30 protein-coding genes are annotated in these 26,473 nt (G+C 51.0%); 5 read left to right on the top strand and 25 right to left on the bottom strand.

Annotation, left to right across the window (positions count from 1 at the left end; translation table 11 throughout):
- Positions 1–71 precede the first annotated feature (71 nt).
- The 7 genes from ftsL to A6395_RS14220 form a co-directional block, all read right to left on the bottom strand.
- Positions 72–434, bottom strand: coding sequence for a cell division protein FtsL (ftsL, locus tag A6395_RS14245; protein ID WP_084813098.1), 363 nt, complete (start codon positions 432–434; stop codon positions 72–74).
- Between the two features lie 23 nt (positions 435–457).
- Positions 458–1,390, bottom strand: a complete 933-nt coding sequence (gene rsmH, locus A6395_RS14240) for a 16S rRNA (cytosine(1402)-N(4))-methyltransferase RsmH (protein ID WP_071399549.1) — start codon at positions 1,388–1,390, stop codon at positions 458–460.
- A gap of 168 nt (positions 1,391–1,558) precedes the next feature.
- Positions 1,559–3,070 (bottom strand): bacillithiol biosynthesis cysteine-adding enzyme BshC, encoded by a 1,512-nt coding sequence (gene bshC, locus A6395_RS14235; RefSeq protein WP_071399551.1) that lies wholly within the window; start codon positions 3,068–3,070, stop codon positions 1,559–1,561.
- Positions 3,071–3,139: 69 nt separating this feature from the next.
- Positions 3,140–3,493, bottom strand: a complete 354-nt coding sequence (locus A6395_RS14230; RefSeq protein WP_255569975.1) for a DUF3397 domain-containing protein — start codon at positions 3,491–3,493, stop codon at positions 3,140–3,142.
- The gene (locus tag A6395_RS14225; RefSeq protein ID WP_071399547.1) at positions 3,493–4,332 is read right to left on the bottom strand and encodes a ketopantoate reductase family protein; all 840 of its coding nucleotides are present in this window, start codon (positions 4,330–4,332) and stop codon (positions 3,493–3,495) included. Before A6395_RS14225 ends, A6395_RS14230 begins: the two co-directional genes overlap by 1 nt.
- 108 nt (positions 4,333–4,440) lie before the next feature.
- Positions 4,441–4,614: a 50S ribosomal protein L32 gene (gene rpmF / locus A6395_RS15810; RefSeq protein ID WP_081338944.1), complete on the bottom strand. Its 174-nt coding sequence runs from the start codon at positions 4,612–4,614 to the stop codon at positions 4,441–4,443.
- Between the two features lie 22 nt (positions 4,615–4,636).
- Positions 4,637–5,164, bottom strand: coding sequence for a YceD family protein (locus tag A6395_RS14220; protein WP_070327567.1), 528 nt, complete (start codon positions 5,162–5,164; stop codon positions 4,637–4,639).
- 157 nt (positions 5,165–5,321) lie between these two features.
- Here A6395_RS14220 and A6395_RS14215 point away from each other — a divergent pair, with 157 nt between their 5' ends.
- The gene (locus A6395_RS14215; protein WP_071399546.1) at positions 5,322–6,455 is read left to right on the top strand and encodes a tRNA(Met) cytidine acetate ligase; all 1,134 of its coding nucleotides are present in this window, start codon (positions 5,322–5,324) and stop codon (positions 6,453–6,455) included.
- Here the strand turns inward: A6395_RS14215 and A6395_RS14210 are convergent.
- The 5 genes from A6395_RS14210 to A6395_RS14190 are packed head-to-tail and all read right to left on the bottom strand — an operon-like array spanning position 6,434 to position 9,241.
- Entirely contained in the window at positions 6,434–7,426 is a 993-nt protein-coding gene (locus A6395_RS14210; protein WP_071399545.1) for a SepM family pheromone-processing serine protease, read from the bottom strand. The genes A6395_RS14215 and A6395_RS14210 overlap by 22 nt on opposite strands.
- Positions 7,423–7,917 (bottom strand): pantetheine-phosphate adenylyltransferase, encoded by a 495-nt coding sequence (gene coaD, locus A6395_RS14205; RefSeq protein WP_016509015.1) that lies wholly within the window; start codon positions 7,915–7,917, stop codon positions 7,423–7,425. The genes A6395_RS14210 and coaD overlap by 4 nt, the downstream gene beginning before the upstream one ends.
- Positions 7,918–7,921: 4 nt before the next feature.
- Positions 7,922–8,488 (bottom strand): 16S rRNA (guanine(966)-N(2))-methyltransferase RsmD, encoded by a 567-nt coding sequence (gene rsmD / locus A6395_RS14200; protein WP_071399544.1) that lies wholly within the window; start codon positions 8,486–8,488, stop codon positions 7,922–7,924.
- A 53-nt stretch (positions 8,489–8,541) separates the two neighbouring features.
- On the bottom strand, positions 8,542–8,805 hold the full coding sequence (locus tag A6395_RS14195; protein ID WP_016508973.1) for a YlbG family protein: 264 nt from the start codon (positions 8,803–8,805) through the stop codon (positions 8,542–8,544).
- Positions 8,789–9,241 (bottom strand): YlbF/YmcA family competence regulator, encoded by a 453-nt coding sequence (locus tag A6395_RS14190; protein ID WP_070327571.1) that lies wholly within the window; start codon positions 9,239–9,241, stop codon positions 8,789–8,791. Before A6395_RS14190 ends, A6395_RS14195 begins: the two co-directional genes overlap by 17 nt.
- Positions 9,242–9,362: 121 nt before the next feature.
- Here A6395_RS14190 and A6395_RS14185 point away from each other — a divergent pair, with 121 nt between their 5' ends.
- On the top strand, positions 9,363–10,118 hold the full coding sequence (locus A6395_RS14185) for an ATP-grasp domain-containing protein (protein WP_252100547.1): 756 nt from the start codon (positions 9,363–9,365) through the stop codon (positions 10,116–10,118).
- Between the two features lie 102 nt (positions 10,119–10,220).
- Positions 10,221–10,580, top strand: a complete 360-nt coding sequence (locus tag A6395_RS14180; RefSeq protein WP_071399542.1) for a YugN family protein — start codon at positions 10,221–10,223, stop codon at positions 10,578–10,580.
- A 73-nt stretch (positions 10,581–10,653) separates the two neighbouring features.
- Here the strand turns inward: A6395_RS14180 and A6395_RS14175 are convergent, their stop codons facing one another.
- The 9 genes from A6395_RS14175 to cyoE form a co-directional block, all read right to left on the bottom strand.
- Complete coding sequence (locus A6395_RS14175) at positions 10,654–10,929, bottom strand: hypothetical protein (protein WP_070327574.1); 276 nt, start codon at positions 10,927–10,929, stop codon at positions 10,654–10,656.
- A gap of 5 nt (positions 10,930–10,934) precedes the next feature.
- On the bottom strand, positions 10,935–11,549 hold the full coding sequence (locus A6395_RS14170; protein ID WP_071399541.1) for an SCO family protein: 615 nt from the start codon (positions 11,547–11,549) through the stop codon (positions 10,935–10,937).
- A gap of 20 nt (positions 11,550–11,569) precedes the next feature.
- Complete coding sequence (locus A6395_RS14165; protein WP_016509532.1) at positions 11,570–12,031, bottom strand: DUF420 domain-containing protein; 462 nt, start codon at positions 12,029–12,031, stop codon at positions 11,570–11,572.
- Positions 12,032–12,054: 23 nt separating this feature from the next.
- Entirely contained in the window at positions 12,055–12,978 is a 924-nt protein-coding gene (locus A6395_RS14160; RefSeq protein ID WP_071399540.1) for a cytochrome c oxidase assembly protein, read from the bottom strand.
- Positions 12,979–13,114: 136 nt separating this feature from the next.
- A complete protein-coding gene (locus A6395_RS14155) occupies positions 13,115–13,444 on the bottom strand; it encodes a cytochrome C oxidase subunit IV family protein (protein WP_083273975.1) in 330 nt (109 codons plus the stop codon).
- Position 13,445: 1 nt separating this feature from the next.
- Positions 13,446–14,072: a cytochrome (ubi)quinol oxidase subunit III gene (locus tag A6395_RS14150; protein WP_071399539.1), complete on the bottom strand. Its 627-nt coding sequence runs from the start codon at positions 14,070–14,072 to the stop codon at positions 13,446–13,448.
- Positions 14,073–15,941, bottom strand: a complete 1,869-nt coding sequence (gene ctaD, locus A6395_RS14145; RefSeq protein ID WP_071399538.1) for a cytochrome c oxidase subunit I — start codon at positions 15,939–15,941, stop codon at positions 14,073–14,075. It abuts the gene before it with no gap.
- 38 nt (positions 15,942–15,979) lie between these two features.
- Entirely contained in the window at positions 15,980–16,957 is a 978-nt protein-coding gene (gene coxB, locus A6395_RS14140; RefSeq protein WP_071399550.1) for a cytochrome c oxidase subunit II, read from the bottom strand.
- 103 nt (positions 16,958–17,060) lie between these two features.
- Positions 17,061–17,987 (bottom strand): heme o synthase, encoded by a 927-nt coding sequence (cyoE, locus tag A6395_RS14135; RefSeq protein ID WP_071399537.1) that lies wholly within the window; start codon positions 17,985–17,987, stop codon positions 17,061–17,063.
- Positions 17,988–18,320: 333 nt separating this feature from the next.
- Between cyoE and A6395_RS14130 the strand changes: the two genes are divergently transcribed.
- A complete protein-coding gene (locus A6395_RS14130; protein WP_071399536.1) occupies positions 18,321–19,223 on the top strand; it encodes a COX15/CtaA family protein in 903 nt (300 codons plus the stop codon).
- Positions 19,224–19,285: 62 nt separating this feature from the next.
- Here the strand turns inward: A6395_RS14130 and A6395_RS14125 are convergent, their stop codons facing one another.
- The 4 genes from A6395_RS14125 to A6395_RS14110 form a co-directional block, all read right to left on the bottom strand.
- Positions 19,286–20,641, bottom strand: coding sequence for a cryptochrome/photolyase family protein (locus A6395_RS14125; RefSeq protein ID WP_071399535.1), 1,356 nt, complete (start codon positions 20,639–20,641; stop codon positions 19,286–19,288).
- A gap of 53 nt (positions 20,642–20,694) precedes the next feature.
- The gene (locus A6395_RS14120; protein ID WP_071399534.1) at positions 20,695–24,144 is read right to left on the bottom strand and encodes a pyruvate carboxylase; all 3,450 of its coding nucleotides are present in this window, start codon (positions 24,142–24,144) and stop codon (positions 20,695–20,697) included.
- A 26-nt stretch (positions 24,145–24,170) separates the two neighbouring features.
- Entirely contained in the window at positions 24,171–25,406 is a 1,236-nt protein-coding gene (locus A6395_RS14115) for an FtsW/RodA/SpoVE family cell cycle protein (protein WP_071399533.1), read from the bottom strand.
- An 86-nt stretch (positions 25,407–25,492) separates the two neighbouring features.
- Entirely contained in the window at positions 25,493–25,771 is a 279-nt protein-coding gene (locus A6395_RS14110) for an Fpa/YlaN family protein (RefSeq protein ID WP_070327584.1), read from the bottom strand.
- Positions 25,772–25,943: 172 nt separating this feature from the next.
- On the opposite strand from A6395_RS14110, the gene A6395_RS14105 reads away from it, so the two are divergent.
- Positions 25,944–26,411 carry a hypothetical protein gene (locus A6395_RS14105; protein WP_071399532.1) on the top strand — a complete coding sequence of 156 codons (468 nt, stop codon included), beginning with the start codon at positions 25,944–25,946 and terminating at the stop codon, positions 26,409–26,411.
- Positions 26,412–26,473 lie beyond the last annotated feature (62 nt).

Genomic DNA, 26,473 nt, shown 5'->3' with positions numbered 1-26,473 from the left:
TAAAAAGAGCGGTGTGAAGCAAACGATCGCCACCCACGCCACTCTTTTTTTACTCTGTTGTAGAGAATTCATCAGTCGATCACCAAAACGTTCTTTTCATTGAACTGCATGCCGAGCTTTTCAGCAATCGCATAAATTCTCTCAGGTGAGCTTAGTTGGGCAATCTCATACTTCAGTTCTTCATTCTCTTTCGAGATCGTGTTCATCTCTTGGCTGATGACAGCAGTATCTCGCATAATATTGTACGCTTCGTTATGTTTCGACACCGTGATGCCACCGAACAAGACGACCGAGAAAATCATCGTCGGGTACAGGATGGATTCGAACAAGGTCAACGTACGTCGTTTCGGAGCTGGTATTGGTCGTTCTTGCGGAATCGGATTTCGATTCGGTGAAATTTGAGGCTGCAGAGCCTTGCGGGCAGCTTCTGGCATCAGGTATCCCTCCTACGTACAATCTATTTTTGTTTTTCAGCGATCCGAAGTTTGGCCGACCGGGCCCGGCGGTTGTCTTCAAGTTCGTTATCTCCGGCAGTGATCGGCTTGCGTGTAATCAGCTTCAATTCCGGTTCGAACTCTTCTGGGATAATCGGCAATCCTTTTGGCAACTGTGGATACTGGCTCTTCTCTTTGAAAACCTGCTTACAGATGCGGTCTTCAAGTGAATGGAACGTGATCACACAAATCCGTCCACCGATGGCGAGCATGTCAATCGCGTCTTGGACGGCACGATCGAACACGTTCAATTCGTCGTTCACAGCGATACGGATCGCTTGGAACGTCCGTTTCGCCGGATGGCCGCCTTTGCGTCGCGCCGGCGCCGGAATTGCGTCTTTAATCAATTCGACGAGTTCAAACGTCGTCTCAATCGGCTTGACGGCACGAGCTTGTTCAATCTTACGCGCAATCTGTTTCGAGAACTTCTCTTCCCCGTATGTAAAGAAAATGCGGGCGAGGTCCCCGAACGGCCATTCGTTGACGACGTGGTACGCCGAAAAATCTCGTGACCGGTCCATTCGCATATCGAGCGGAGCGTCAAAATTATAGCTAAAGCCGCGTTCTGCCTCATCTAACTGTGGTGAAGAGACACCGAGGTCAAATAATACTCCATCGACTTTTGTCACACCTCGTACCGCTAACTCGTCTTTCAGGTGGACGAAGTTGCTCTTTATAAACGTAACCCGGTCCTCATATGGAGCCAAACGCTCAGCAGCGTGCGTGAGTGCGACGTCGTCCTGGTCGAAGGCGTAAAGATGGCCCGTCGTCAGGCGTTTCACAATCTCTTCGCTATGACCGGCTCCCCCTAACGTACAATCGACGTAAATTCCGTCCGGTTTGATGTTCAATCCATCAACAGACTCCATTTTTAAAACCGTTTCATGCTCAAACATACAAAAACCCTCTCAACCTACATTTTTCAACTAGTTTATTACATTTACTTTATCATAAAAATGTCAAGCTACGCATTGGTTTTTAGCGAAAATAGGAAACAAAAAGGTAACAAACAAAAAATGGTTCTCCAAACAAGTGGAGAACCTCGATCATTTACGATTTCACAATCAAATTTTGACTAAACAACGCTCCCATTCCGCCTGTTCATAGGCGGCGCGTAACCGAACGAATAAATCGTCTCCGTGACGATTCATCAGTGGGACCATCGACCAGATCCGCTCTTGCGGTGCGTCCATCGGCAGCAAGCGTGTCGACAGATGGATCCGACGTCGATTCAAACGATACTGCTCGCGCTTCGCCTCGGCCCGCATCTCGTCAGCAAGACGGTCAAGGATATGTCGCGCGTTCGTCTCAAAGCGATGCCCGCGCTTTCCTGCCTCTTGCCCGATTGCTTCAGACAGCGTGCGGTAGGCATACAGACTTTGGTCAAACGATTCGTCATCGAACGAATGGTCCGGGAGCGGATTCGTCAAGTAATCGACGAGCGTGGTCCCTTCTTGAGCGAGTTTTTTCTCGTCGTTCGTCGACATGACGACAGCGCCAAGTCTTGGGATCAACAACGGCATCTTCCAACCGAATACATGAAACAACGGACGAAGTTGGAGCCAATAGGCGATTTCCCCCGGACCGGCGACGTATGCGAGCGTCGGGAACAAGTAATCTTGCATGAGCGGCCGGGACACGACATTATTCGAGAACCGTTCGGGATGCTCATCAATTTCTTGTAACAGTTCCGCCTCCGTGAAGCGGTGACCGCGTTTCGTCGTGAAGACATCTTGTTCTTTCGTCAACAATTCACGCGTCCCGTCATGATAAAACACGTGGGCCGCATCGCGGTTCAGTTCTACGGTCGGCATGCCGTCCTCGAATGAGTCGCGGAACACTTCGTGCAAGCGGTCGTGTTGCACGATCAACTGTTTGAACGCCTCACGTTCGAGCCGGCGTACGCCAGGCTGATGCGGGTCGAACAGGAGAAAATCGTTCCCGACGAAACGCCGCATCATCTTCCCAAAAAATTGTGCGAACGAGTGACTCGCTTGGAGTAAGGCGACAAGCTCATGATAAAGCGTCGCCGTATGGACAGTCTCTGTCTCCGACACGAACAGACGTTGCAACATTTGGACGAGTTCGATTTTGAGACGGTCGAATTCGAGTTCTCCGACCGATGCTTTCCCTGCGAGCGGAACGGTCGACAACGCTTCTTTCCGCAGTTGCCGTGACAACGGCTGGGGGGCGTACACATGGTTGATTTCGGCGAAGTCATGATCCTCGGTCGCCATCCAAAAAATCGGGATGACCGGCTTACCGAGCACGGCCTCCGCCTGTTTCGCTCGTTTGAGCACGGTTAACAGCTTATACACCGCAAACAACGGGCCCCCGAAGACTCCGACTTGCTGTCCGGTCACAATCGTGAACGCCTCGCCTTTCGCGAGCGCGTCGAGTTTTGAGTCAAGCACGTCCGAGAGCGGACCGTGAACCGTCTGTTGCGCCCGAAGAATCTCTGCTAACGATTCCAGATGCGGGTATGAGCGTCCTTCAAGCTCGCTCGCTCGAGCTTCGAGCTCGTCCATTCCTTTATAGTCCAGCCACTTCGTATATCCCGCTTCGATTTGGATCATCGGGGAAGATGGACTGTACATGGCGTCTAGCGACTCTATCCTCACGTATAACGACTTCCTTTCAAACGGTCAATGAATCATTTCATTTGCGACACCGAGCGTAAACAACACGGCGTGTAACGGGACGAGTAGTAAAAATAACAATCGCCAGCCGTGTACGAACATTTTTGTATATAAGACTTCTTCGTGGCGGACTCGCTGCCAAATCGCATTTGCCGGAAAAATAGCGCAGCAGATGGCTAAGAGCAACCAAAAGACGTCGTCCCCGACGAGTGTCTCTAATAGGACCGTACACGCATAAAACCAGAGGAACACTCCGGCATCGCAGACAAGTTTAAACGTATTGACCGATTTCGGCATAATTTTTCTAAATATCATATACACCATAAACCATATGACAAGCGGAAATGAAACGATATACACTAACACGATGCGCTCGCTCCTATTATCAATTTTTGCATGAGTGGGATGACCGTCAGTTTTCGGCCTCTGTCCTCGGCCCGTTTCAAGAGCGGGGTCAAGATGGCATCGACCTCGGTCATACGTCCGGCCTCGATATCTCGAAGCATCGAAGAGCGGTTTTGAGCTGTCTTCTCGATGATCGTCTCAATATATGTATAAGGTACGAACTGATCGAACAGCGGTGTCAGCTCCTCATAGATCGTTTGCGCGACTTCGCGGCAAGGCGGTTCGGCGACGGCTCCGTTCGGGACGCGACAAAGTGCAGTGATCGGATTGATGATCGCGTTCGCAAACAACTTTTCAACGACGACTTGTTCGATATCCGCTTCCCACACGACTTGGAGCGGCGAGGCGATGAACGTGAGCGGCTGTAGAGTATGCAAGCTCCCGATTCGAACTCGGCCGAGGCCGCTATGGTTAATTCGATTCCCGTCTCGCGTCACCCCGTGCTCGATGACGCCTAAGTGGAATCCTCGTTCCCGAGCGTACTCGAGATGGGCAATCCCGTTCGAGCAGATGAACACAGGGACGTCCCCGGTAAGCCGTTCTGTCGCCGCGCGCACTTGGTGCGCTTTCGTCGTCACGAAAAAGACGTCCGCTTCCGTTTCGTTGAGTGTATGTACCGGTTTGAGCGGGACAGCGACGGTCCCCTCCGTCATACCGGCTCGTTCGATTGTGACGTCTCTCGTTTCTTCGCCTCGACCGTACAAGGTGACGCTATAGTCCTTCGCGAGTAAAGACGCCATCAACATCCCGACAGCCCCGTTCCCGATAATCCCAATTCGTTTGATCGGCTTCATTCGCTATCCCTCCACAAACAGTGTGCACAAAGAATTTTACCACAATCTGTTTCCAGGACCACACAATAAAAAAAGAAGCGATCTCCAAGGAGACCGCTTCTTTTCGCATTATTTGCTTGTTACTTCTTTACCGTTGTAATGTCCGCAAGATTTGCAAACACGGTGTGAAAGTTTCATGTCGCCACAGTTCGGGCACTCGTTCATACCAGGTACGTTAAGTTTGAAGTGAGTACGACGAAGACGTTTGCGAGTTTTCGACGTTCTACGGAATGGTACTGCCATCGTTGTCCACCTCCTTGAAAAGTTAGCCGTTCTCGTCCTCTTTTTTAGAGAACAAGTCAGCAAGGCCCGCGAGGCGCGGGTCGATTTTTGGTTGGTCGTCCGGCTGTTCGTCAATGAGAGACCAGCCTTCCCCTTCAACCTGAGTTTTGTCTGTTTCGTTCCCGAAAATTTGAATCGGGACTTCTAACATGATGAGCTCTTTTACGATCGGTCGCAGATCAATCGTATTTCCTTCTGGCAAATTGACATCATCGAATTGCTCCGTATAACGCCCATTCTCCAAAAAGAAAGGCTCGAGCGATTCAATATCAAATTCAAAGACGACATCCTCTAACGTACGCGCATCTGGCAACGTCAGGTCCCCTTGAACCTTCAAATTGAATGTAACTTGATTAGATGTGAACGACGCATCCCCGTGCACATGCACCGGACGAATCGAACGGATATCCGGATGGAGCTGAGTAAGCTCTTCGAGTTCAACCATCTCATCGATGGAAAAACTGTCATCCTGGTTTCGTAGCTTAAGTAGCTGTGCAATAGACCACTTCATCCGAATCACCTCAATTGCAACAATATGAATTATAGATAGGCCAACTTGTTTTGTCAATGTTTTTTCTTTACACTAAAATCAGTTGGCGACGGCGCTTTGCCAAAGCGTACTTACCTATCTTACACCAATCCAATCGACAATGCAAAGGAGTAAATTTATGAAAAAGACGGCCATCATCGCGGAGTACAATCCGTTCCATAACGGACATCTCTATCAGGCAAAAACAGCTCGAATCGAAACGGATGCCGACGCCATGATCGCCATCATGAGTGCCCAGTTCACACAGCGCGGTGAACCGGTTGCTTTTGACAAGTGGAGCCGGGCTGCGGCGGCAGTCAAAACAGGGGCGATCGACCTTGTGATCGAACTGCCGACTTGTTACGGCGTCCAACGCGCCGACCGGTTCGCAAGCGCGGCTGTCGCCATCGCGGAACAAATCGGATGCCAGACGCTCTCGTTCGGCAGTGAGAGCGGCGACGCCGATGCGATCCTGCGCGCGGCACACGCTGGTATCGAAGCGTCACCTGCCTATCATGACGCGCTCCAACACGCCTTAAAAGCAGGCAAGTCATCCGCCAAAGCATCGAGCGAGGCGTTTGCGGCACTTTATCCAACTTTTGACTTGACGCTTCCAAACAACATTCTCGCCTATCATTATGCGAAAGCCGCTCGCACCATCTCACTCCATACCGTAAAACGTCTTGGGGCCGGCTACCACGATACAGGCGTCTCGGACGTCATGTCGGCAACGGGCGTCCGGGCCCACTATCTCGAGACCGGGAGTGTCCGGGCTGTCCCAGAAGCGACACGGGCGTTATTCCAGCAGACGTCGATGGCCCACTGGTCGCTCTATTGGCCTGTCTTGCAATTCAAGTTACGGACGATCCCGAAGTCAGAACTCGAACAACTCGTCGGCATTGACGCTTCGTTGTCCCCTCGCTTGATCGAAGCAGGTCTCGCACCGACGTTCGAACAAGCTATGGGCGGTCTGTTGACGCGACGCTATACACGTACGGCCATCCAGCGCGCTCTCGTCTCGGTCCTCATCCATTGGAAACGTGACGAACTTCCGGAACGATTTGACGAAGTCCCGTACGTCCGTCCGCTCGCATTCAATGCGATTGGCCGTAGCGTCTTAAAAGACATAAAAAAAATGGTACCGCTCGTCAGCAAGTACCAATCTGATTTAGCGTTCGAAGCCCGTGTGACCGAGGCGTACCGGTTACCTCTCGGCAACAACCGGTCACTGCTCGAGCATATGCAAACCCCTCAATTCATCGACTCCAAATAATCGATGGCGTCCTCGACCGTTTCGACCGGAACGACTGCAATGTCGCTCTCGAGCCGGTCGAGTGATTCCAGCGCTTCATCATAATTCGAACCGGCCGGCACGAAGAACACCGAGGCACCGGCTCGGTCAGCTGCGACGATTTTTTGCCACGCCCCACCGATCGGACCGACGTTTCCTTCTTCATCGACCGTGCCAGTACCGGCAATCGTCTCACCGCCCGCCAAGTCACCCGGCGTCAACTGATCATAAATCTCTAGCGTGAACATGAGCCCGGCCGAGGGCCCCCCAACGTTCGTCAGTTCAAACGTGACGTCCGGTTCTGTGCGCACATCTTGCACCGGCAGCGGCTCATAAATTCCGAGTCCGACACGGTCCCCGCTCCGGTCGAGCGGTTGAACGAGTGTCTTCACGACACGTTCCCGTCCATCCCGTTCGAGCGTGATCGTCACTTCATCCCCCGCCTCGAACGCCGAGACGCGCTTGATGAAATCAAGACGTGACGCGAACGATTGGCCGTCAAGCGCTGTAATGACGTCACCTGGTTTAAGGACGTTCGCCGCGAGCGACCCGGTGATTGGAGCCGAGACGTACATGCCGTCAAACGTGACGGTCACGTCCTCTTCGGCTAGACCGTACGCGTATTGAATGGCCGCTTGCTGCGACGATGACATGAGCAGCTGCTGTCTTCGCTCGTAATCGTCTTCCCCTTCGCCGTCATACAAATAGCGACTAGACGGACTCGCTTCCGTGAACGGCGTGAACCAGCTCCCGACGAGCCAAAGCGGTGTCGCCCGTCGTTGCGAGATCGTGACCATCATCAGTTCACCCGCATCTTTCGTCCCGTCTTCAACTGTCATAAAAGTTTCGATGGTCGTCGCTTCGCCCGGATACGTGATGTAATAAGGTAACGGGGCAAATAGAAAGATGAGCACGGCGACGAGGATACCGAAGCCGATCTTCAGCGACTTCATTGCTGTTGACTCACTTCATATTTTTTCCGAAGTGCCTGTTCGACTTGTTCGGGAACGAGTTCAGCGACCGAGGCACCGTATTTGGCGACTTCTTTCACGATCGACGAGCTGAGGAACGAGTATTTGCTGTTCGTCATCATAAACAGCGTCTCGACGTCCTCGTTTAACTTCTTGTTGATCGAAGCGATCTGAAGTTCGTATTCGAAGTCAGAGACGGCCCGAAGACCGCGGACGATCGTCGCTGCTTCTCGTTTAGCGGCATACTCGACGAGCAGTCCGCCAAACGCGTCCGCTGACACGTTCGGTAAATGCGATGTCACTTCCCGAATGAGCGTGAGCCGCTCTTCGACGTTGAATAACGGTGCCTTGCTCGAGTTTTCGAGCACCGCGACGATCACTTCATCAAAGATGGCTGCCGCCCGCTCAATAATATCTAAATGTCCGTTCGTAATCGGGTCAAAGCTCCCCGGGCAAATCGCGATCCGTTTCATATGTTCACTCCTCGGTCGTTGCGTACTCGTAAAGGCTGATCGTAATGACAGACGAGTAGCGTTGAACCTTAATTTTTTCGAGCAGACCGACCCGATCCGGCAACGTCGTCTCGCTGCCATGTTCGCAGACGACGACGCCGTTGTCTGTCAACAGTCGGTTCGATTCAATGAGTTGTAAAAACGATTCATGTTCTTCCTCATGGTACGGCGGGTCCATGAAGATGAGTTTGAACGACTGTCCCGTCTCGGCGAGTTGGTCGAGGACGGCCCGTGCGTCTTGCCTTTGAACCGTCGCTTGTGCCTCGTAACGCGTCGCCCGTAGATTGTCCTGTATCGTTTGAATCGCCTTCCCATGACGATCTACGAAGACGGCACGGTCGCACCCCCGTGATAACGCCTCGATCCCGAGACCGCCACTCCCTGCGTAAAGATCGAGGGCATCTCCCCCGGCGAAGTAAGGGCCGATGATATTAAACAATGATTCTTTTACTTTATCTGCCGTCGGTCGTGTCGTCGACCCTGGGACCGCCTTTAGGCGCGTCCCTTTCCGTTCTCCTGAAATGACTCGCATCGTTGATCCTCCATTAGAAAAGATGAAGGCGTCACCACCTTCATCTCGCCGGTTTATTTCTGCTTTGGCTCGTACGTCTCGGCAATGAAAGGCCGTTCGCTCCGAACGACCGCGTCGACGAATGGCAAGGCACTGATTTTCTCGATGATCGTCTCATGGTCTTCTAAGTCTGTATATAAAAAGGCGTACTTCTCACGCTTCGAGACGTAATATAAGTTTGCGTAGCGACGCAGTGCTTTCACTTGTTTGAGCGACTGCACGTAAACGACGAGTCCGATTCGACCTTTTAACTCGAATGATTCAGCCAGCACATCCACAACTTCCGCCTCCTCCGCCACAGCTTCCGCCACCGGAACAGCCACCCTCATCGAAGAACGGGTTGCCGGTAGGCACTTTGATTTTTGGAGATACCGAGAACGCCAACAGCTCACTCACTTCTCCGAGTAACTTATCCAAGTTACGCTCCGCCTTTTTGAAGGCGGCCACTTCCGGTTGCACGTCGAGACGACGCTTCACGAGATGCATCTCTTTTTTGATACGATCGTGATCCGGATGATGTTTCCCGAAACGTTGCACGTACTCATAATCCTCTTTCATTCGTAAAAATTCCCGTTCGACTTCCTGGGCTTCTTTCGAGCGAGCGCGAGCTTGTTTTGTCGCGATATATGTTTGGAACGATTCGCTCGTCTCGATCAAGGCAGTCAATGCTTCTGTTTGATCGAGCAAATCAATCGTCTGTTCAGTAATAATCATGGCTTTCACCCTTTCTGACATGATTTTACCACAATTGATTCCCTCTGTGAGCAATCGGACTTATAATTGAACGTGACGTAAATGCAGAAAGGAAGTGAACCACCGCTTCATGCGGTGTACGATGAAAAAAGTCTCGTTTAACATGATTCGCTCGGCCGGTATGAAAACCGACTATGCGAAACCAGAATATTATTATGATCAGCTCGATAAAGTCCGGGCGGCCGATCTCGTCCTCTTCCCGGAGTACTGGATGGTCAACTCGATCATTTACGGGTTGAACAAACCGATCTTCCCGTCTCCGGCGACGTACCACCTCGGGCACGATAAAATCGAGATGACGCGCGCTTTCACAGCGACGTTCCCGCACCGCATCCCGAAGACGTCAATTTACGGGAAGAACCCGTACACGATCGAACGCGTCCTTGAAGAGTTCGAATACCCGTTCGTCGCCAAGACCGCCAAGTCCTCGATGGGTCAAGGCGTCTGGCTCATTAAAAATGAAAAAGAATGGCTCGAATACGTCGACAAACACGAGACGTTTTACGTCCAACAGTTCATCCCGAACGACCGTGACCTGCGCATCATCGTCATCGGCGAAGAAGTCGTCGGTTCTTATTGGCGCGTCAGTGAGGCCTTTTTAAACAACGTCGCCCAAGGTGCCCACTTCTCGTATGACGATATCCCAGGTCACGTCGTGGAAGAAGTGCTCTCGATCGCGAAGACGCTTCACATCAATCACGCCGCGTTCGACGTCATCGTCTCAGGGGATAATTTTTACATCTTGGAATTCAACGTCTTCTTCGGTTCAGAAGGATTGATGCCGCTCGGCGTGAGACTTACCGACAAGATTGCGGCGTATCTCGAAACGATGTCTTGACCGTTCATCTTTTTTTCACAATTTGAACACACGTTATTCCAAGAACGTTTTCGAATATGATATGATGACATATGAGGTTTATTAGGGAAAAGGGGGATTATGATGAAATTTGAGCAGTTCCACATCGAGGGAAAAGAGATCCGCTTCGGTTTGCTCGAGACGATCATGGATCATCATCATTTCATCCGTGAAGGCGCTTGGGACTATGAGCGTGCGACGTATGATATGAAGTACGAGAAGCAATCGACGGGCGAGACGTTTTACCTGCGCTTGCCGGTTTATGCGATTGAAGGCCAAATCGAGGACCGTCACGCAGTCGTGAAAATGATAACACCGATCCTCGGGAAACATTACTACCCGCACGGCGTCGAGTACGATGAAGAGTTCCCAGAAGAAATCGTTCGCGACTGTGAGCGTCGTCTCGCGGCTCTTGCGGAAACATTAGAAGTCAAACCCCTCTAAACGAAGGGGTTTTTCTTTTGGCCACTCAACAAAAATGGAGAACCCGCTGTGGGTTCTCCATTTTTACATACGCTTAACGACTTGCAATCACATTGAGTGTCACGTCGACTTGTCCGAGCAATAGATCGAACTGGTCGCGGACGTAACGGTACAACCGCTCTGCCTCGCTAAGCGAGACGGGTGCGATCAGTAGATAATCGTACCGCTCTTTCGAGAGCGACACGACTTTCACTTCGCGCAACCCGAATTCGATCGCGCTGCACGCAATCAAATCCTCGATCGCCCGCTCTGCAATCGTCACATCTCCGTATGAATAATCGTTTCCGATGACAGCCATCGTATCGTTCATCTTCTTCACTCCTTTTCTGCAACGAGCACCAACACATCCTCCATAATGGTTTCGATGTCGACGGGTTTTTCTCCTGTCGTCGCCATTTGCGCGACTGCACGAACATCATGGTGACGGTCGATGATATACATCGTCGTCGCGTGGGTGACAAGTCCACTATTCGCTTTCGAATAATAGAACTGAAGCTGACGGGTGATCCGGTCGATGTCGGCTTTGTCACCGGTCAACATCTTCCATCCAGTTGGCTCAGCTTGGAACGCCGCTCCGTAGTTCTCAAGTACCGGGATCGTATCGACTTCCGGGTCGACCGTGATGGCGACGAGTTCGACGTCAGTGCCGTACAAGTCGTTCGCCTTCAAGTCTTGCTCGAGTTTCATGAAGTCGCGTAGCGTGAGCGGACAAATGTCCGGACAGTTCGTATAAAAGAACGTGACGATTTTGACTTTTCCGTTATCTGAGTCATACGGTTGGCCATCGAGCGCGTTCGTCAACGTGAACGGGGTCGGCTCTTGGATGACCGGCAAATCATCTTCTTTGAAGAAGAGAAAATACGAGCCCACTCCGATAGCAATCAAAATGACGACCGTCAACCCGACCGTCAAGTAACTATTTCGTTTCATGCTCATCCCCCTCTCTTCGGTCATCCTCCGATGATGGCCCGGAAGACGTTCGTCGTCTCACCCGGTTCAAACGCCACATAGAGAAGAACATAGACCATCACACCTGTAATGGCTGTGAAAAACCAGACGACTGATGCTTTCGGTCCGATTTTACGATGTTTCTCGATCTTGTTTTTATAGCCAAGATAGAGTGTGATCAATCCGAGGATACCACCTGTCGTCGCCAGGATGATGTGGAAAATCATGAAAGCGAGATAGTACGGCTTCACCGAGTCCGGACCTCCAAATGCTGTATTCCCAACAAAGATCGTCCGCGAGACGTAAAGGATAAAGAACGTTGTCGCCGCGACGGCAGCTGCTGTCATGACTTTCTTATGCTTTTCAATATTGCGGCGGTCGCGCGCGATAATCGTCCAGCCGATGGCGACCAAAATCGCACTGATTACAATGAATGTCACACTAATTAAGGCAAGATAGTTCATCGATGTTTCCCCTTTGACTTAGTTCATTTTTTCTCTTTCGGTTCGTTCGGTGTGAATGACATGCCTTCGTCAAGCGCGAGCGATTTCGTCCGGCGTACCCAACCGAAGAACGTCCAGCCGAAGAAGAAACCGTACACGACTTCCTGACCAAGCTTCATCAATACCCCGCCGAAGCGCTGGTCTTCGAGGGCGCTGTTCGTCGCACCCATCAAGGCGTTTAAGTCGAGACCGGATACGTCTCCGTTCGGCATACAGTATCCGAGCACCGTCGCGAACGTCTCAACGTCCGTATAGGCGTTATAGAGAATTCCTTGACTGAAGATGATGAACGCACAAGCAGGCGTTAGCAAAACACCATTTGCGATGATGTACACCATCCGTTTCAAATCGGACATCCCCTCTTCTTCATCGGAGAGGAATGGGGCGATGACCGGATACCACATCGTCAAACTGAAGACGACGAGAGCCCCGTGAAAGATGCGATGCACCCCATAGTTCGTTAACACGTAATCAAAGATGAATGGCATGTGGTAAAACGTAAATAACGCGTTGAACAACACGAGCGCGATCAGCGGTTTCGTCATAAACTTGAGCGTCGGCCCGATTACTTTATAACTAAATAATTTTTCAAATACCCAATACGGCAATCCGTAAATGACGAGCGCCGGCGCTAACACGTAGACGAGCACCATCTGCAACATATGCACCGAGAAGATAATGTGCGCGAGCACATCGACTGGACTACCAAATCCGATGTAATAGAGAACGATCGCAAACAACATGCTGAACTTTTGTAGCAACGTGGTCGACTCGTACCCTCGTTTCGCCATTCTCTCTGTGACGAACGCATAGAGGACGTACAACCCTACCATCAACAATCCGAACAATGGACTCCAAAGTGTTATCCAATCGAACTGTTTGAGTAGCTCTGATGTATTCCAGAGCATCCCTTCACCCCTTTTCTTTCTCTCCCAAACCAATGAAACCGTTCACTTCAAGATTACTATTCCTTTATTTTTGAAGTAAAGCAAAAAGGACTGAATCATCTATGTTTCCACAGATGTTCAATCCTTTGTCACATTTTTACCAAATGAGCAAACGAAGTGCCGCGACAGTGATGATGGCTACGAAAATACCAAGCCACATCATTCCGACGATCCACGTGTTGCCACGGTTGTTCATATGCATGAAGATGTACAACTGCAAGAACACTTGGATGATGGCGAGGATGATCAAGAAGCCACCCGCTGCCCATACCGGCATGAGCTCCGCGTAGACCGCGCCGAACGCGACAAACGTGAGCAAAATCATCATCGCGAAACTGATCAACTGAAGTTGATACTCGCGTCTCGACTCTGCCTTCACTTCAAGCTCTAACTGTTTGTGTGTTTCGTTCATTGGATTTTTTTCCATGTCAGCTCACCATCCCTAAGAGATAGACGATCGAGAAAATGAAGACCCAAACAACGTCGATGAAGTGCCAATACAAACTCGACACGTAGAACTTCGGTGCGTTGTAGACATCGATCGGACGGTTCCAGTTGCGAATCAACAGCGTCGTGATCCAAAGGAGACCGAACGTGACGTGAGCGCCGTGGAATCCGACGAGCGTGTAGAACGCAGAACCGAACGCACTCGACGTGAACGTGTGACCGATATGGTAGTAGTGGATGAACTCGTAAATCTCAGCCCCTAAGAACCCTGCTCCGAGAAGAAGCGTCACGATCAACCAAAACTTCATTCGACCTGGATTGTTCGCTTTCATGTTCATCATCGCGAGCACGCTCGTGAGCGAGCTCGTGAGGAGGAGCATCGTCATCAAGAAGACGAGCCCCATTTCAAAGATATTGTACGAGCGAAGTTCCTCTGGTGCACCAGAATTTAGAAGCCCGACGTACGTTCCAAACAACGAGGCGAAGAGAACGGTCTCTCCTCCAAGGAAGAACCAGAAGGCCACATATTTATTCTTCCCTTCCAGTGTGGCTTTCTCTGGATTGGCCGGAATACCGGTCACTGGGTGTTTTTCAACTGCATGTGCCATTTATTGTTCTCCTTTCTCACGAATCGCTTTCAAATCCGCTTCGATTTGTGATTTTGGAATGTAGAATCCGTGGTCGTCGATCCATGAACGGAGGAACATCGACACGAACGTGATGAGTAAACCGATGACGATGAGTGACCAACCGACAACCGCGTTGTCCATTTGGAAAATCGCGCCAAGTCCAGCGATGAATAACCCGAGTGACATGAAGAACGGGATCAATGAGTTATTCGGCATATGGATGTCTGACACTGGTTCAGCGACAGAAACCCGTTTATTACCCGCCATCTTCTCGAGCCAGAACGTATCCAACCCTTTGACGAGCGGCGTTTGTGCAAAGTTGTACTCTGGAGTCGGCACAGGAAGTGTCCACTCGAGCGTACGTCCGTCTTCCCAATGGTCAGGTTTGACGACTTCTTTCGACAAGAACGCCTTGACGACTGCGATGAGCAAGATGATCGTCGACACACCCATGAAGAAGGCACCGATCGTCGACAGCAAGTTCAACGTCTCAAACCCTTGATTCGGCAAGTATGTGAAGACGCGGCGTGGCATTCCGAACAATCCGAGGAAATGTTGCGGGAAGAACGTCAAGTGGAACCCGATGAAGAACAACCAGAACTGCCAGTAGCCAAGCTTCTCAGAGAGCGCTTTGCCGAACATGAGCGGGAACCAGTAGTAAAGTCCTGCGAAAAGACCATAGACGACCCCACCGACGATTACGTAGTGGAAGTGGGCGACAACGAAGTAACTATCGTGGTACTGATAGTCAGCCGGTGCGACCGAGAGCATAACCCCTGTCATCCCTCCGACGAGGAACGATGGGATGAACGCCACCGAGTAAAGCATCGCGACGTTGAACTTGATCTGCCCACCCCAAAGTGTGAACAGCCAGTTGAAGATTTTGACCCCTGTCGGAACGGCGATAGCCATTGTCGCGACGGCAAAGATCGAGTTTGCGACCGGTCCAAGACCGACCGTGAACATGTGGTGAACCCAAACCATGAAGCCAAGGAACCCGATGAGCATCGTAGCGAATACCATCGTCGTGTAACCGAACAAGCGTTTACGGGCAAACGTCGGAATGATTTCCGAGAAAATACCGAACGCCGGCAAAATCAAAATGTAAACTTCTGGGTGACCGAAGATCCAGAAGAGGTGTTCCCAAATGACAACGTTACCGCCCATTGCCGGATTGAAGTAAACGGCACCGAACAGACGCTCGAACATCAACATGAACAAGCCGACTGTAAGCGGCGGGAACGCGAAGACGATCAACGCCGAAGCGACGAACGTCGTCCAAGTGAAGAGCGGCATCCGCATGAGTTTCATGCCTGGTGCCCGCATGTTCAAAATCGTGACGAGGAAGTTAATCCCGGCCATGAGTGAACCGAACCCTGAGATTTGAAGACCGAGGGCGTAGAAGTCGACCCCTGTCGCTTCCGGTTGCGTCGAGAGCGGCGCGTAAGCCGTCCAACCCGCGTTCGGTGCAGCGCCGAAGAACCAGCTAAGGTTCAACATGAGTCCACCGAAGAAGAACAACCAAAAACCGAGCGAGTTAATGAACGGGAACGCGACGTCGCGCGCCCCGATTTGAAGCGGCACGACGGCGTTCATGAAACCGAATAGCATCGGCATCGCCGCAAGGAAGATCATCGTCGTCCCGTGCATCGTGATCAACTGGTTGAACACTTCGCCGCTGACGAAATCGTTCATCGGACGGACGAGTTGCCAACGAATAAGTAACGCTTCAATTCCACCGAGAAGGAGGAAGAAGATTCCTGAGAACAAATACAAAATACCGATTTTTTTGTGGTCAACCGTCGTAACCCAATCCATGATGCCATTGTATTTACGCGGTTGCTGCATAGCAGTGGTCTGTGCCACGTGAAATCCCCCTTTTCCCGTTAGTCAATCTTCTGATCGTACAAGAAGTCAACGAGTGCATCTAACTCTTCATCACTGATTTGGCCTTCACTGAAGCCAGGCATGAGCGCGCCTTGTTTTAATGCTTGTGGATCACGAATCCATTCTTTCAATTTTTCTTCGTTGTTTTCGAGATAACCCGCCAACCACTCGCGGTCACCGAAGTTCGTCAAGCTAGGCGCGACTTTACCGCCACCGTGGCAGCTCAAGCAACTTTGGACGTACACTTGCTCACCTGTCGTCAAGTTTTGGTTGTCAGCGACAAGTTTTTCTGTATTTTCGTCTTGCTTCGCTTTCATGTCTTCGAGCCACTGATCGTAATCAGCTTGCTCGAGGGCGATGACTTTAAAGTCCATGAGCGCGTGCGATGGTCCACAAAGCTCGGCACACTTACCGTAGAACGTACCTGCTTCGTTCGCATGCAACCACATCTCGTTATCTAACCCTGGGTTCGTATCCGTCTTACCAGACAAAGCCGGTACCCAGAACGAGTGAATGACGTCTTTTGATGTCAAGTTGATGCCGACCCGTTTACCGACCGGGATGACAAGTTCTTGTCCTGTGACAACACCAGCGTTCGGATATTCGAACTCCCACCAATACAGGTTGGCTGTAACGTTAATTTCTTCTTCTTTTTTCGCTTCTTTCGCTTTCGCGAGCTCGACAGTCGTTGTGATTGTCGGAACAGCGAGAATGATGAGCAAGATGATTGGAACGACTGTCCAAATCATCTCGAGCGTGCTGCTACCTTCCACTTGCTTCGGAATCGATTCATCTTTCCGACGGAATTTCATGAGCACGTACACGTAAATGACCGTTACGATGACAAGTACAAAGAGCATGATTGCCAAACTGATGAGAATGATCCGGAGCTGAATTTCAGCGCCTTCTCCCATCGGCTTCAATGCAGACAATCCCTCTACGCCGCACCCTGACAATAGCAGCGCGAACATCATCATCGGGACGATGCCAAACAGAAGCTTCTTAAATGATTTCACAACAATCCCCACTTTCTCCCAAAATGATGTGCAATGGTTTCTATTTTCTATATAGTGAGTGCGATTACCAAAGTGCCGTCAATACCAGCGCGACAATCCACACGACTAAATAAATTAATGAATAAAAGAACATTTTGTTAGCCCACTTGATCTCATCTTCGGCTTTAAACCCTTTCAAACCGAGATATAACCAGTAGCCCCCAAGACCGGCCGCAATGATCACGTAGACCGTACCGTAATGCATAAACAAGAGCGATGCTGGAATGAGCGTCGCAATCCACCAAATGATTTGCCGCTTGGTGATCGCGAAGCCGTTTACAACGGGCAGCATCGGAATTCCTGCCGCCCGGTATTCCTCGACGCGTCGCATCGCGAGCGCGAGAAAGTGTGGCGGTTGCCACAAGAACATGACGAGGAACATGAGCCAGGCGTCGATATGAAGCGCCGGGTCAATCGCGGCCCATCCAATCAGCGGTGGAACCGCTCCGGAAATACTGCCAACGACCGTGTTCAACGTATGTGTCCGTTTTAGCCACATCGTATAAATGACGACATAAAAAAATGCCCCGATTAAACCGAAGACTGCTGCTACGTAAGACACGATCAATAAAAGCAATGTACCGACCGCAAGTTGCGTAAGTCCGAGAAGTAAAATGCGCTCCCCTGAAATTTTACCGGTGACACTCGGTCGATTGTCTGTACGTCCCATCAAGTAGTCGATATCACGGTCCACGAAGTTGTTTAGGTAACAACTCCCGGAAATGACGAGCGCGCTTCCTAACATCGTTAATAAGAGCTGTGGCCAAACTTCAAACAAATAAAGCACTGGCGTATCACTCTGGTATGTTGTTGCCACAAAGAAACCGGCGAACACTAACAAAAGGTTAGCGCGTACGATTCCCATTTTTGCCAAAGCAACATAGTCACGGAACGAGGCGGCTGATTCTGTATAGTCTACTTCTGCCACTGTTCCCGGGTTGACTTTTGTCATGCTGACCCCCCCACATAATCACGAAATCCTCGTATTCTTTTCACAGAAAAAACACAATATGAACAAAGTACACCTAACTCATTACAAAGATACCATATTTTCAAAAAGAATACGTCGTTTATGCTTGTAAAATAGCGAGTTTTTTATGGCGAACGTGTGATAATTGTCACAGTAAAATTCCTGTACTAATACTAGGATAACGATTTTGATAGCGATTGCAAGCTTTTCCGTTTCGTTTTTCCGGACTAAAGCCGTATAATAAGTATGGCGAAAAAAATAAAAACATACAAGGCACAATTCTAGTGATTTTTCTCAAAAAGCAGGTGGAAACGAATGCATAAAAAACTCGCACTATTCTCAAGCCTCGTCACCCTCGGTATGATGCTCGTCTTGATCATGGGCGGTACTGTTACGAAAACCGACTCAGGTGACGGTTGCGGGACGGACTGGCCGCTCTGTCACGGGAAACTGATCCCGACGAACCCGAGCGTCGAGACGATGATCGAATACAGTCACCGCGTCGTGTCAGGGATTGAGGGACTCCTTATCATCGCCTTGACGATTTGGACGTTCACGGTCGTCAAAAATCGATTCGATGTCAAAGTGTTCGCGTTCCTAGCGTTCATTTTCATGTTGATTCAATCGATCATCGGCGCCGGAGCCGTCATCTGGCAACAGTCGGACGCGATTCTCGCGCTCCATTTCGGGATCTCGCTCGTCTCGTTCGCGTCCTTACTCATCCTGACGATTCTTTTATTCGAAGGTGAACGGGTACACAAAGCCGTATCCGAAAAACTAAAGATTCACTTGTACGGGTTGACGATTTACACGATGGTCGTCGTCTACACAGGAGCTTACGTCAGACACCTCGGTGCGACATACGCCTGTGTCGGTTGGCCGATCTGTGAGCAAAACGTGTGGACGTTCGAATCATACGTTCAAATGGGGCATCGCATCATGGCGGCACTCCTCGTCTTCTACACGCTCTACGTCCTTTATTTGGCCCGACGCGAAACGAACCGTCTCGTCGAACGGGGCATGTGGGCCTCACTATTCTTCATCATGCTTCAAGTCGGCACGGGTGCATGGATCGTCCTTGGCGGCCACGCCACATACGTACCGCTCTTGCACGCGTTCTTGATCACGTGCTACTTCGGGATCATCTCGTACTTGGCGTACCATGCGTATCGAAGCACCAATCGAGCGGTAGACGCAGCTCGAAAAGAAACGGTCTGACGAATCAATCCAAATCACGAAACAAAGGAGCGGTCGCCCGCTCCTTTTTGTATGCCTATCTGTCACTGTGCGTCCTTGAACCGCTCGAGCGCCCTTGCACGCGCCGCCTTATGATCGACGATCGGTTCGATATAGCCGTCCCGATCTGACGGGTCCGGGAAATGGATCGCTTTCCTGTCAACGTCAGCCAACTCGGTTACATATTTACGGATAAACGTCCCGTCCGCGTCGAACTTCTCCGACTGGATGGTCGGATTAAAGATCCGGAAATACGGCACGGCGTCCGTCCCGACCGAAGCGGCCCATTGCCATCCGCCGATGTTCGAGGCGGCCTCGTAGTCGATCAACTTCCGTTCGAAGTAGCGCTCGCCTTTGCGCCAGTCGATCAACAGATGTTTCGTCAAAAACGAAGCGACGATCATCCGGAGCCGGTTGTGCATCCAACCGGTCTCGTTCAATTGACGCATCGCCGCGTCGACGATCGGATACCCGGTCTCGCCACGGCACCATTTCTCGAACTGGTCGTCATTGTCTTCCCAGTCGAGATGTTTATATTTGTCATTGAACGGCCGATCCTTCAGTCCCGGGAACTGGACCATGATCATATAGTAGAACTCGCGCCACAACAGCTCATCGTAATACGTGTCACGTCCTGTTGACTGCCGTGCCTCGAGGACGGCTGCTACGACCGTACGAATCGACAACACACCGGTCCGTAAATACGGTGACAGCCGACTCGTCCCGGCAATCGCCGGGATGTCACGGTCTTCAGCGTAACTCGTCACCCGGTGTTCCACAAAATCGCGTAACCGTTTCATTGCAGCTTCTTCGCCAAGTGCTTTCCACGAACGTTCACACCGGTCAAACTGTTGTTTCAATTCATCAGGCAGTTCATGTTGCTTCGTCGCGAGTTGCTTCAAACGAACGACGTCGACGTCGTACGGTTGCGGCGGCGTCTCGGCGTACACCGCTTTTTTGAATGGCGTGTACACTTTATACGGAGTCCCGTCTTTTTTCGTGAACGCGTTCGGGGCGAATAAATGACGGTCGAGCAAACGGATGACTAACACGTCTCCCCCGAGCGCTTCGATGACCGCATCGTCACGTTGTTTGAACGGCTCGACATACTCAGCGTTAAAATAAAGCGCGTCGAGTCGTCCGAGCTGCTCGACAAACGCTTCCGCTGAGTCGGCAACAATGGTGCGCAGCCCGATTTCTTGATCGGCGAGCTCCTGCATGAACTGCTTCATCGTCGCGAAAAAATAATCGTGTCGCGTCTCGAACGGCTCGCAGTATTTCGGATTGAGCCAAAAGACGAACTCGATGTCATCGTCACCTGAGGCATCTTTCAAGACCCGGTGTAACATATGGTTGTCACTTAATCGAAAATCTGACCGGAACCAACATACTCGTCTCATCTTTCCCACTCCCTATCTAAAAAAGAAGCATAGCTTGGCTATGCTTCTTTTGATTATACAAATTCAATCAACAAGTCGTCACTTTGGATTGTGTCGCCTTCTTTAATATGGATCGCTTTAATCTCACCGTCTTGTGCGGCTTGGATCGTCGTCTCCATCTTCATCGCCTCAGTGACTAGAAGTTGCTCCCCACGGTGCACTCGGCTTCCTGGTTCGACGAGTACTTTCAAGACCGAACCTGGCATCGAGGCCCCGACTTGTTTCGAATTCGAGCGTTCCACTTTCGGTCGGCTCGTCGTCGCCGACTTCACGTTGACGTCTTTAATCTCGATTTCACGTGGTACGCCGTTCATCTCATACGAGACGAGGCGGATTCCGTCTTCGTTCGCAGCGCTCACTTGAACGAGCTTGATGATGAGCGTCTTCCCTGTCTCGATTTCGACTTGAATCGTTTCGCCGACGTTCAATCCATAGAAGAACGTCAACGTGTCAAGCACCGAGACGTCACCGTATGTGTTCGTATGCGTGATGTAATCCTCGTACACTTTTGGATATAGGGCGTTCGCGAGCAGTTCAAAGTCCGTCACCGGACGTTCGAGCTTCTCAAATAACTTCGTTTGAGCCGCTTCAAAGTCGTACGGCTTGATCAGTTTACCCGGACGGACCTCGAGCGGCGCCTCACCTTTGAGAATCGCTTGTTGGACGTCTTTCGGGAACCCTCCTGGAGGCGACCCGAGCTCACCGCGCATCATCTCGACAACCGAGTCTGGGAAATCGAGTTGATTTCCTCGTTCGATGACGTCCTGTTCGCTCAAGTTATGTTGGACCATGAAGAGTGCCATGTCCCCTACGACTTTAGACGACGGGGTCACTTTGACGATATCGCCGAACAACATGTTGACGCGGGCGTACATCGACTTCACTTCACTCCAGCGGTCACCGAGACCGACCGCTTTCGCTTGTTGCTGCAAGTTCGAATACTGTCCGCCCGGCATCTCATGCTCATACACCGATGGATTCGATGCACGCATGTCACTTTCGAACGGTTCATAGTTATGACGCACGTCTTGCCAGTAGTCACTGATGACTTCGTAGTGCTTCGCATCGATCTTCGGCTGGCGTTCGTGATGGTCGAGTGCGTAAATCAAACTTCCACCTGAAGGCTGCGACGTCATACCCGACATCGAGCTCGCTGCGACGTCGACGATATCGACGCCCGCATCAGTCGCCCGTGCGTAAGTGAAGATCCCATTCCCCGAAGCGTCGTGCGTGTGCAAATGAATCGGCAAGTCGACGGCGTCTTTCAGTGCCGACACGAGCGCATACGCCGATTCAGGTTTTAAGAGGCCAGCCATATCTTTGATCGCAAGAATATGAGCTCCGCTCGCTTCGAGCTGCTTGGCGAGATCGACGTAGTACGGCAAGTGATACTTCGGACGGTTTCCGTCATACAAGTCACCGGTGTAACAGATTGCCGCTTCTGCGACTTTCCCTGTCGGCAGCGTCGCGTCGATCGCGAGTTTAATCGATTCAATGTTGTTCAAGCTGTCGAAGATTCGGAAGATGTCGACGCCGGCATAAGCCGCCTCGTGGACGAACTTCTCGATGACGTTGTCAGCATAGTTTTTATACCCGACGGCGTTGGCACCGCGAAGGAGCATTTGAATCAATACGTTCGGCATTTTCTCACGAAGGCGCATGAGACGTACCCACGGGTCTTCCGAGAGGAAACGGTAGGCGACGTCAAACGTTGCCCCGCCCCACGCCTCGACCGAGAACAGTTCTGGCATGAGTTTACTCGTCGGCTCGGCGATATTCAAGATGTCTTGCGTCCGCATCCGTGTCGCGAGGAGCGACTGGTGGGCGTCTCGCATCGTCGTATCCGTCAAGAGCAGCTCTGGTTGACGTTTGATCCAGTCAGCCAAACCGTCTGGACCGAGTTCTGTCAGGATTTGTTTCGTCCCCGGCTTCGCTTCGGCCGGAAGATTTTGCGGGATTCGGACCGAGCGGCTGATCGGCTTATCTTTCAAGCCGACACCCGGGAATCCGTTGACGGTGACGTCCCCGATATAGTTGAGGAGTTTCGTCCCTCGGTCTTTCCGTTTCGGGAAGACGAACAGTTCGGGTGTATCATCGATGAACGATGTACTATAGTCCCCGCTAATAAAGTTTTGGTGCTTCATGACGTTGATCAAAAACGGAATGTTCGTCTTGATGCCGCGAATCCGGAACTCGTTCAAGTTACGGACCATCTTCGCTGCCGCTTGTTCGAACGTCATCCCGTGCGTCGACAGCTTGACGAGGAGCGAGTCGTAGTACGGCGAGATTTCAGACCCGACGTAGGCGTTCCCGCCGTCGAGACGAACCCCAAAACCGCCTGGCGAACGATACGCCATGATTTTCCCTGTGTCCGGCATGAAGTTGTTAGCCGGGTCTTCCGACGTGACACGGGATTGGATCGCATAGCCGAGCAGTTTGATATCTTCTTGCTTCGGCATGTGAATCACGTCACCGTGAAGCGACTCGCCTTGGGCGATCATGAGCTGTGTTTGGACGATATCGAACCCGGTAACCATCTCCGTGATCGTATGTTCGACTTGGATCCGTGGGTTGACCTCGATGAAGTAGAACGACTCATCCTCAGTGACGAGGAACTCGACCGTCCCGGCGTTCACATAGCCGACGTGACGCATCACTTGAACCGCCGCGTCACAGATTGCTTGACGAGACGCCTCCGACAACGTCACACACGGTGCGACTTCGACGACTTTCTGGTGACGACGTTGAACCGAGCAGTCACGCTCAAACAAATGGATGATGTTCCCGTGATCATCCCCGAGAATTTGCACCTCGATATGCTTCGGACGTTCAACTAGTTTTTCTATGTACACTTCGTCTGAGCCGAACGCTTGCTTCGCCTCTGACTTGGCACGTTCAATCAAATCTTTCATCTCGGCCTCGGTCCGGATGACGCGCATACCGCGTCCGCCGCCGCCCATTGAGGCTTTGACCATGAGCGGGAAACCATGCACGTTCGCAAAGTCGAGCGCGTCTTCGTACGAAGTCAATGGACCGTTCGAGCCTGGAATGACCGGTAGCCCGGCTGCAATCGCGTTTTGACGAGCCCGAACTTTATCTCCGAACGCGTGCAAGTGAGATTCGTCCGGTCCGACGAAGATGATGCCTTCTTCGCGGCAACGACGAGCTAGTTCAATGTTTTCCGATAAGAAACCGTAACCCGGGTGAATCGCGTCACTCCCCGATTGCTTCGCGATTCGAATGACGTCTTCAATGTCGAGATAGGCGTCGATCGGTTTCTTGTTGAGACCGATCAAATACGCTTCATCGGCTTTAAAACGATGTAACGATCCACTATCCTCTTGCGAATAGATGGCGACAGTACGCATTCCTAATTCTGAGGCTGCCCTAAATACACGAATGGCAATCTCTCCACGGTTGGCTACAAGCAATTTGCTAATTGATTTCAACCTAAATCCCCCCATTTTGGAAATCGTTTACATATACATCTTTACCTTACTACATGTAGTGATGCATTTTGAACGTTTTCTTCTGATTTTTCGCGAATTCCCGCGCGGCGTGTCGCCTCTCGGTGACGGTTACGCATCGAGATACTGCTGAGCACACCGAGAATTCCCATCGTCATGATCAGCGACGTGCCGCCGTAACTGACGAGTGGAAGCGTCACACCCGTACCCGGGAACCAGCCCGACATCGCCCCGATATTGATTCCGGTTTGGACCATGATTTGCGCGGCAATCCCGAACGAGACGAACATCGCAAAATGGTTGTCGGTATGGTTGGCGATATTTACTGCCCGGAACGCGATGAAAAAGAGCAACACCAAGACGACGAGTACGCCGATAAAGCCAAGTTCTTCGGCGATGATCGACATGATATAGTCCGTCTCCGGCTCCGGCAAATAGCCATACTTTTGATAACTATTCCCAAGTCCGACGCCGGTCAATCCCCCATGCACGATCGAGATGATCGACATGAGAAGTTGGTGCCCGTAGCCTTCTGGGTCCATGAATGGATTGAAGACGACGTTAATCCGACTAACTTGGTTTTCTGTGAAAACAAACGTATACATAGCATAAACAAAACCAATTCCAGCAATAATCACCGGGATGATGATGCGAAGTGGGGCCCCGGCAGCTAACCACATCATGAACATAATCACCCCTAAGACGAACAATCCGCCATGGTCAGGCTGTCCATTTATGACGAAGGCATACGGAAAAAAGTAGAACAAGCCCGGGATGACGAAAAAGGCCCCGATTTGGGCGCGTAGCTTTTTCTGTTCGATCGCCGCACGGCCGATTCGGCCCGGCCATCCTGTCAGTTCACGATTCCATAACTGATGGTAGTAGTTAGCGAGCAATAAAATTAACACGAACTTGGCGATTTCGATTGGCTGGATCGTGAAACCGCCGATGATGAGCCAAGCCCGGGCACCGTTCAGCGGTGGCATCGCCCAAGTGACAAACAATAGAATGACCGAGAGCGCATACAGGCTTCGCAACACGTTCTTTTTGCGGAAGTTTTCATACCGGAACATCGTCGCGATCAAATAGACGACAATCCCAAACCCTGCATAGAACAGTTGCCGATAAAACAAGCTACTATTCGCGTAATCACCACGATTCCAAACACTGGCGCTGTAAATCATGATCGAGCTGATCCCAACGAGCAAGAGCACCGCAATGAACAGTGAGAAATCAAAGTACCGAAACCGAGTTTTCATGTTTTCACTTCCTTATGTACAGCAATCCGCAACCCGTTATAAAAAAATACTCAAACAGCGCCGCCTGCACAGTTTGAGTATAAGGTTCATAATTCTGAAGCTTCCGCGAGCGCGGATAACTTTTGTTCCAATGAATCGATCAGTTGCTTGCCTTCGACATCTGAAATAAGTCCAAGCCGGACCGCAAAATCGATTTGGCGCGACAGACCGAACATATGTGTATCAAGTACCTCTTCATAAAGCGGGCACTTCGGCATTTTCAAGTTTTCTAATTGCACTTCAATCAAGCAACGGATTTTTTCAGCATCTGCTTCAAGCAAGTGAAGCGCCTGTTCCCGTTGGACTGCAGCCAAATTTGTCGCCACTACGACCCCTCCTCCGTACAATGACAGACTGTTTGTCATAACTCAACTGTACATTATATTTCATCATAATTCAATGAACAGTCTAGATTCAAAGCGTGTTTCTCGCAGTTTTCCTTTTTGCACGGAAGAGCTGTATAATATACATTGTATCGCTAGTTAAGGGGGAGTATCAATGATTTTTCCGTTAGATGGAGCGGTCCGTCACGCGCTGACGATTGACCCGACCGTATGGATTTTTGACGAACGTAAACGCAAAGTCGAAGAACTCGACCAAGCCGTCGAGAATGATTCAGACGCTTACTATGCCAAAATGGGGAAGGCATGGGACGACGGATTGACACTAGGGACGCGCGTCGACCACAATAAGCCGATGTCGCGGGCCGATAAAGACGCTGCGCTTCGTGACTCGTTCGCGATGCCGTTCGCACCATTTCTCCAAAATGCCGAGCCGCTCAATACGGCAACGCACGTCAGCTTTTATGGGGAGACGGTATTGACGATCCCGCTCGCCGAAGTCGGTTCGATTTATCTTCAGTTTTCACAAGATGGAAAAGTGTTGGCTGACGGACCGGTCTATGCACTCTACAACAACCAAATCATTCGTCAGGTCGACCATATCGTCGTCCGAACGGATGGCTGATAGGAAGGCGCTCGCCGTCTCAGGCTGTTGACGAACGAGGTCGCTATAAGCGATCTCGTCCG

Origin of the sequence: Exiguobacterium sp. SH31 (assembly GCF_001816105.1) — a bacterium.
Taxonomy (GTDB): domain Bacteria; phylum Bacillota; class Bacilli; order Exiguobacteriales; family Exiguobacteriaceae; genus Exiguobacterium; species Exiguobacterium aurantiacum_A.
Note: the sequence above shows the minus strand (reverse complement) of the source record. Positions and strands in the feature narration are given on the sequence as shown.

What these genes read in the sequence shown, in the direction of transcription:
- ftsL (WP_084813098.1), bottom strand. Translation starts at nt 434, where the DNA reads ATGCCAGAAGCTGCCCGCAAGGCTCTGCAGCCTCAAATTTCACCGAAT.
- rsmH (WP_071399549.1), bottom strand. Translation starts at nt 1,390, where the DNA reads ATGTTTGAGCATGAAACGGTTTTAAAAATGGAGTCTGTTGATGGATTG.
- bshC (WP_071399551.1), bottom strand. Translation starts at nt 3,070, where the DNA reads ATGATCCAAATCGAAGCGGGATATACGAAGTGGCTGGACTATAAAGGA.
- A6395_RS14225 (WP_071399547.1), bottom strand. Translation starts at nt 4,332, where the DNA reads ATGAAGCCGATCAAACGAATTGGGATTATCGGGAACGGGGCTGTCGGG.
- rpmF (WP_081338944.1), bottom strand. Translation starts at nt 4,614, where the DNA reads ATGGCAGTACCATTCCGTAGAACGTCGAAAACTCGCAAACGTCTTCGT.
- A6395_RS14220 (WP_070327567.1), bottom strand. Translation starts at nt 5,164, where the DNA reads ATGAAGTGGTCTATTGCACAGCTACTTAAGCTACGAAACCAGGATGAC.
- A6395_RS14215 (WP_071399546.1), top strand. Translation starts at nt 5,322, where the DNA reads ATGAAAAAGACGGCCATCATCGCGGAGTACAATCCGTTCCATAACGGA.
- A6395_RS14210 (WP_071399545.1), bottom strand. Translation starts at nt 7,426, where the DNA reads ATGAAGTCGCTGAAGATCGGCTTCGGTATCCTCGTCGCCGTGCTCATC.
- coaD (WP_016509015.1), bottom strand. Translation starts at nt 7,917, where the DNA reads ATGAAACGGATCGCGATTTGCCCGGGGAGCTTTGACCCGATTACGAAC.
- rsmD (WP_071399544.1), bottom strand. Translation starts at nt 8,488, where the DNA reads ATGCGAGTCATTTCAGGAGAACGGAAAGGGACGCGCCTAAAGGCGGTC.
- A6395_RS14190 (WP_070327571.1), bottom strand. Translation starts at nt 9,241, where the DNA reads ATGATTATTACTGAACAGACGATTGATTTGCTCGATCAAACAGAAGCA.
- A6395_RS14185 (WP_252100547.1), top strand. Translation starts at nt 9,363, where the DNA reads ATGAAAAAAGTCTCGTTTAACATGATTCGCTCGGCCGGTATGAAAACC.
- A6395_RS14180 (WP_071399542.1), top strand. Translation starts at nt 10,221, where the DNA reads ATGAAATTTGAGCAGTTCCACATCGAGGGAAAAGAGATCCGCTTCGGT.
- A6395_RS14175 (WP_070327574.1), bottom strand. Translation starts at nt 10,929, where the DNA reads ATGAACGATACGATGGCTGTCATCGGAAACGATTATTCATACGGAGAT.
- A6395_RS14170 (WP_071399541.1), bottom strand. Translation starts at nt 11,549, where the DNA reads ATGAAACGAAATAGTTACTTGACGGTCGGGTTGACGGTCGTCATTTTG.
- A6395_RS14165 (WP_016509532.1), bottom strand. Translation starts at nt 12,031, where the DNA reads ATGAACTATCTTGCCTTAATTAGTGTGACATTCATTGTAATCAGTGCG.
- A6395_RS14160 (WP_071399540.1), bottom strand. Translation starts at nt 12,978, where the DNA reads ATGCTCTGGAATACATCAGAGCTACTCAAACAGTTCGATTGGATAACA.
- A6395_RS14155 (WP_083273975.1), bottom strand. Translation starts at nt 13,444, where the DNA reads ATGGAAAAAAATCCAATGAACGAAACACACAAACAGTTAGAGCTTGAA.
- A6395_RS14150 (WP_071399539.1), bottom strand. Translation starts at nt 14,072, where the DNA reads ATGGCACATGCAGTTGAAAAACACCCAGTGACCGGTATTCCGGCCAAT.
- ctaD (WP_071399538.1), bottom strand. Translation starts at nt 15,941, where the DNA reads ATGCAGCAACCGCGTAAATACAATGGCATCATGGATTGGGTTACGACG.
- coxB (WP_071399550.1), bottom strand. Translation starts at nt 16,957, where the DNA reads ATGATGATGTTCGCGCTGCTATTGTCAGGGTGCGGCGTAGAGGGATTG.
- cyoE (WP_071399537.1), bottom strand. Translation starts at nt 17,987, where the DNA reads ATGACAAAAGTCAACCCGGGAACAGTGGCAGAAGTAGACTATACAGAA.
- A6395_RS14130 (WP_071399536.1), top strand. Translation starts at nt 18,321, where the DNA reads ATGCATAAAAAACTCGCACTATTCTCAAGCCTCGTCACCCTCGGTATG.
- A6395_RS14125 (WP_071399535.1), bottom strand. Translation starts at nt 20,641, where the DNA reads ATGAGACGAGTATGTTGGTTCCGGTCAGATTTTCGATTAAGTGACAAC.
- A6395_RS14120 (WP_071399534.1), bottom strand. Translation starts at nt 24,144, where the DNA reads ATGGGGGGATTTAGGTTGAAATCAATTAGCAAATTGCTTGTAGCCAAC.
- A6395_RS14115 (WP_071399533.1), bottom strand. Translation starts at nt 25,406, where the DNA reads ATGAAAACTCGGTTTCGGTACTTTGATTTCTCACTGTTCATTGCGGTG.
- A6395_RS14105 (WP_071399532.1), top strand. Translation starts at nt 25,944, where the DNA reads ATGATTTTTCCGTTAGATGGAGCGGTCCGTCACGCGCTGACGATTGAC.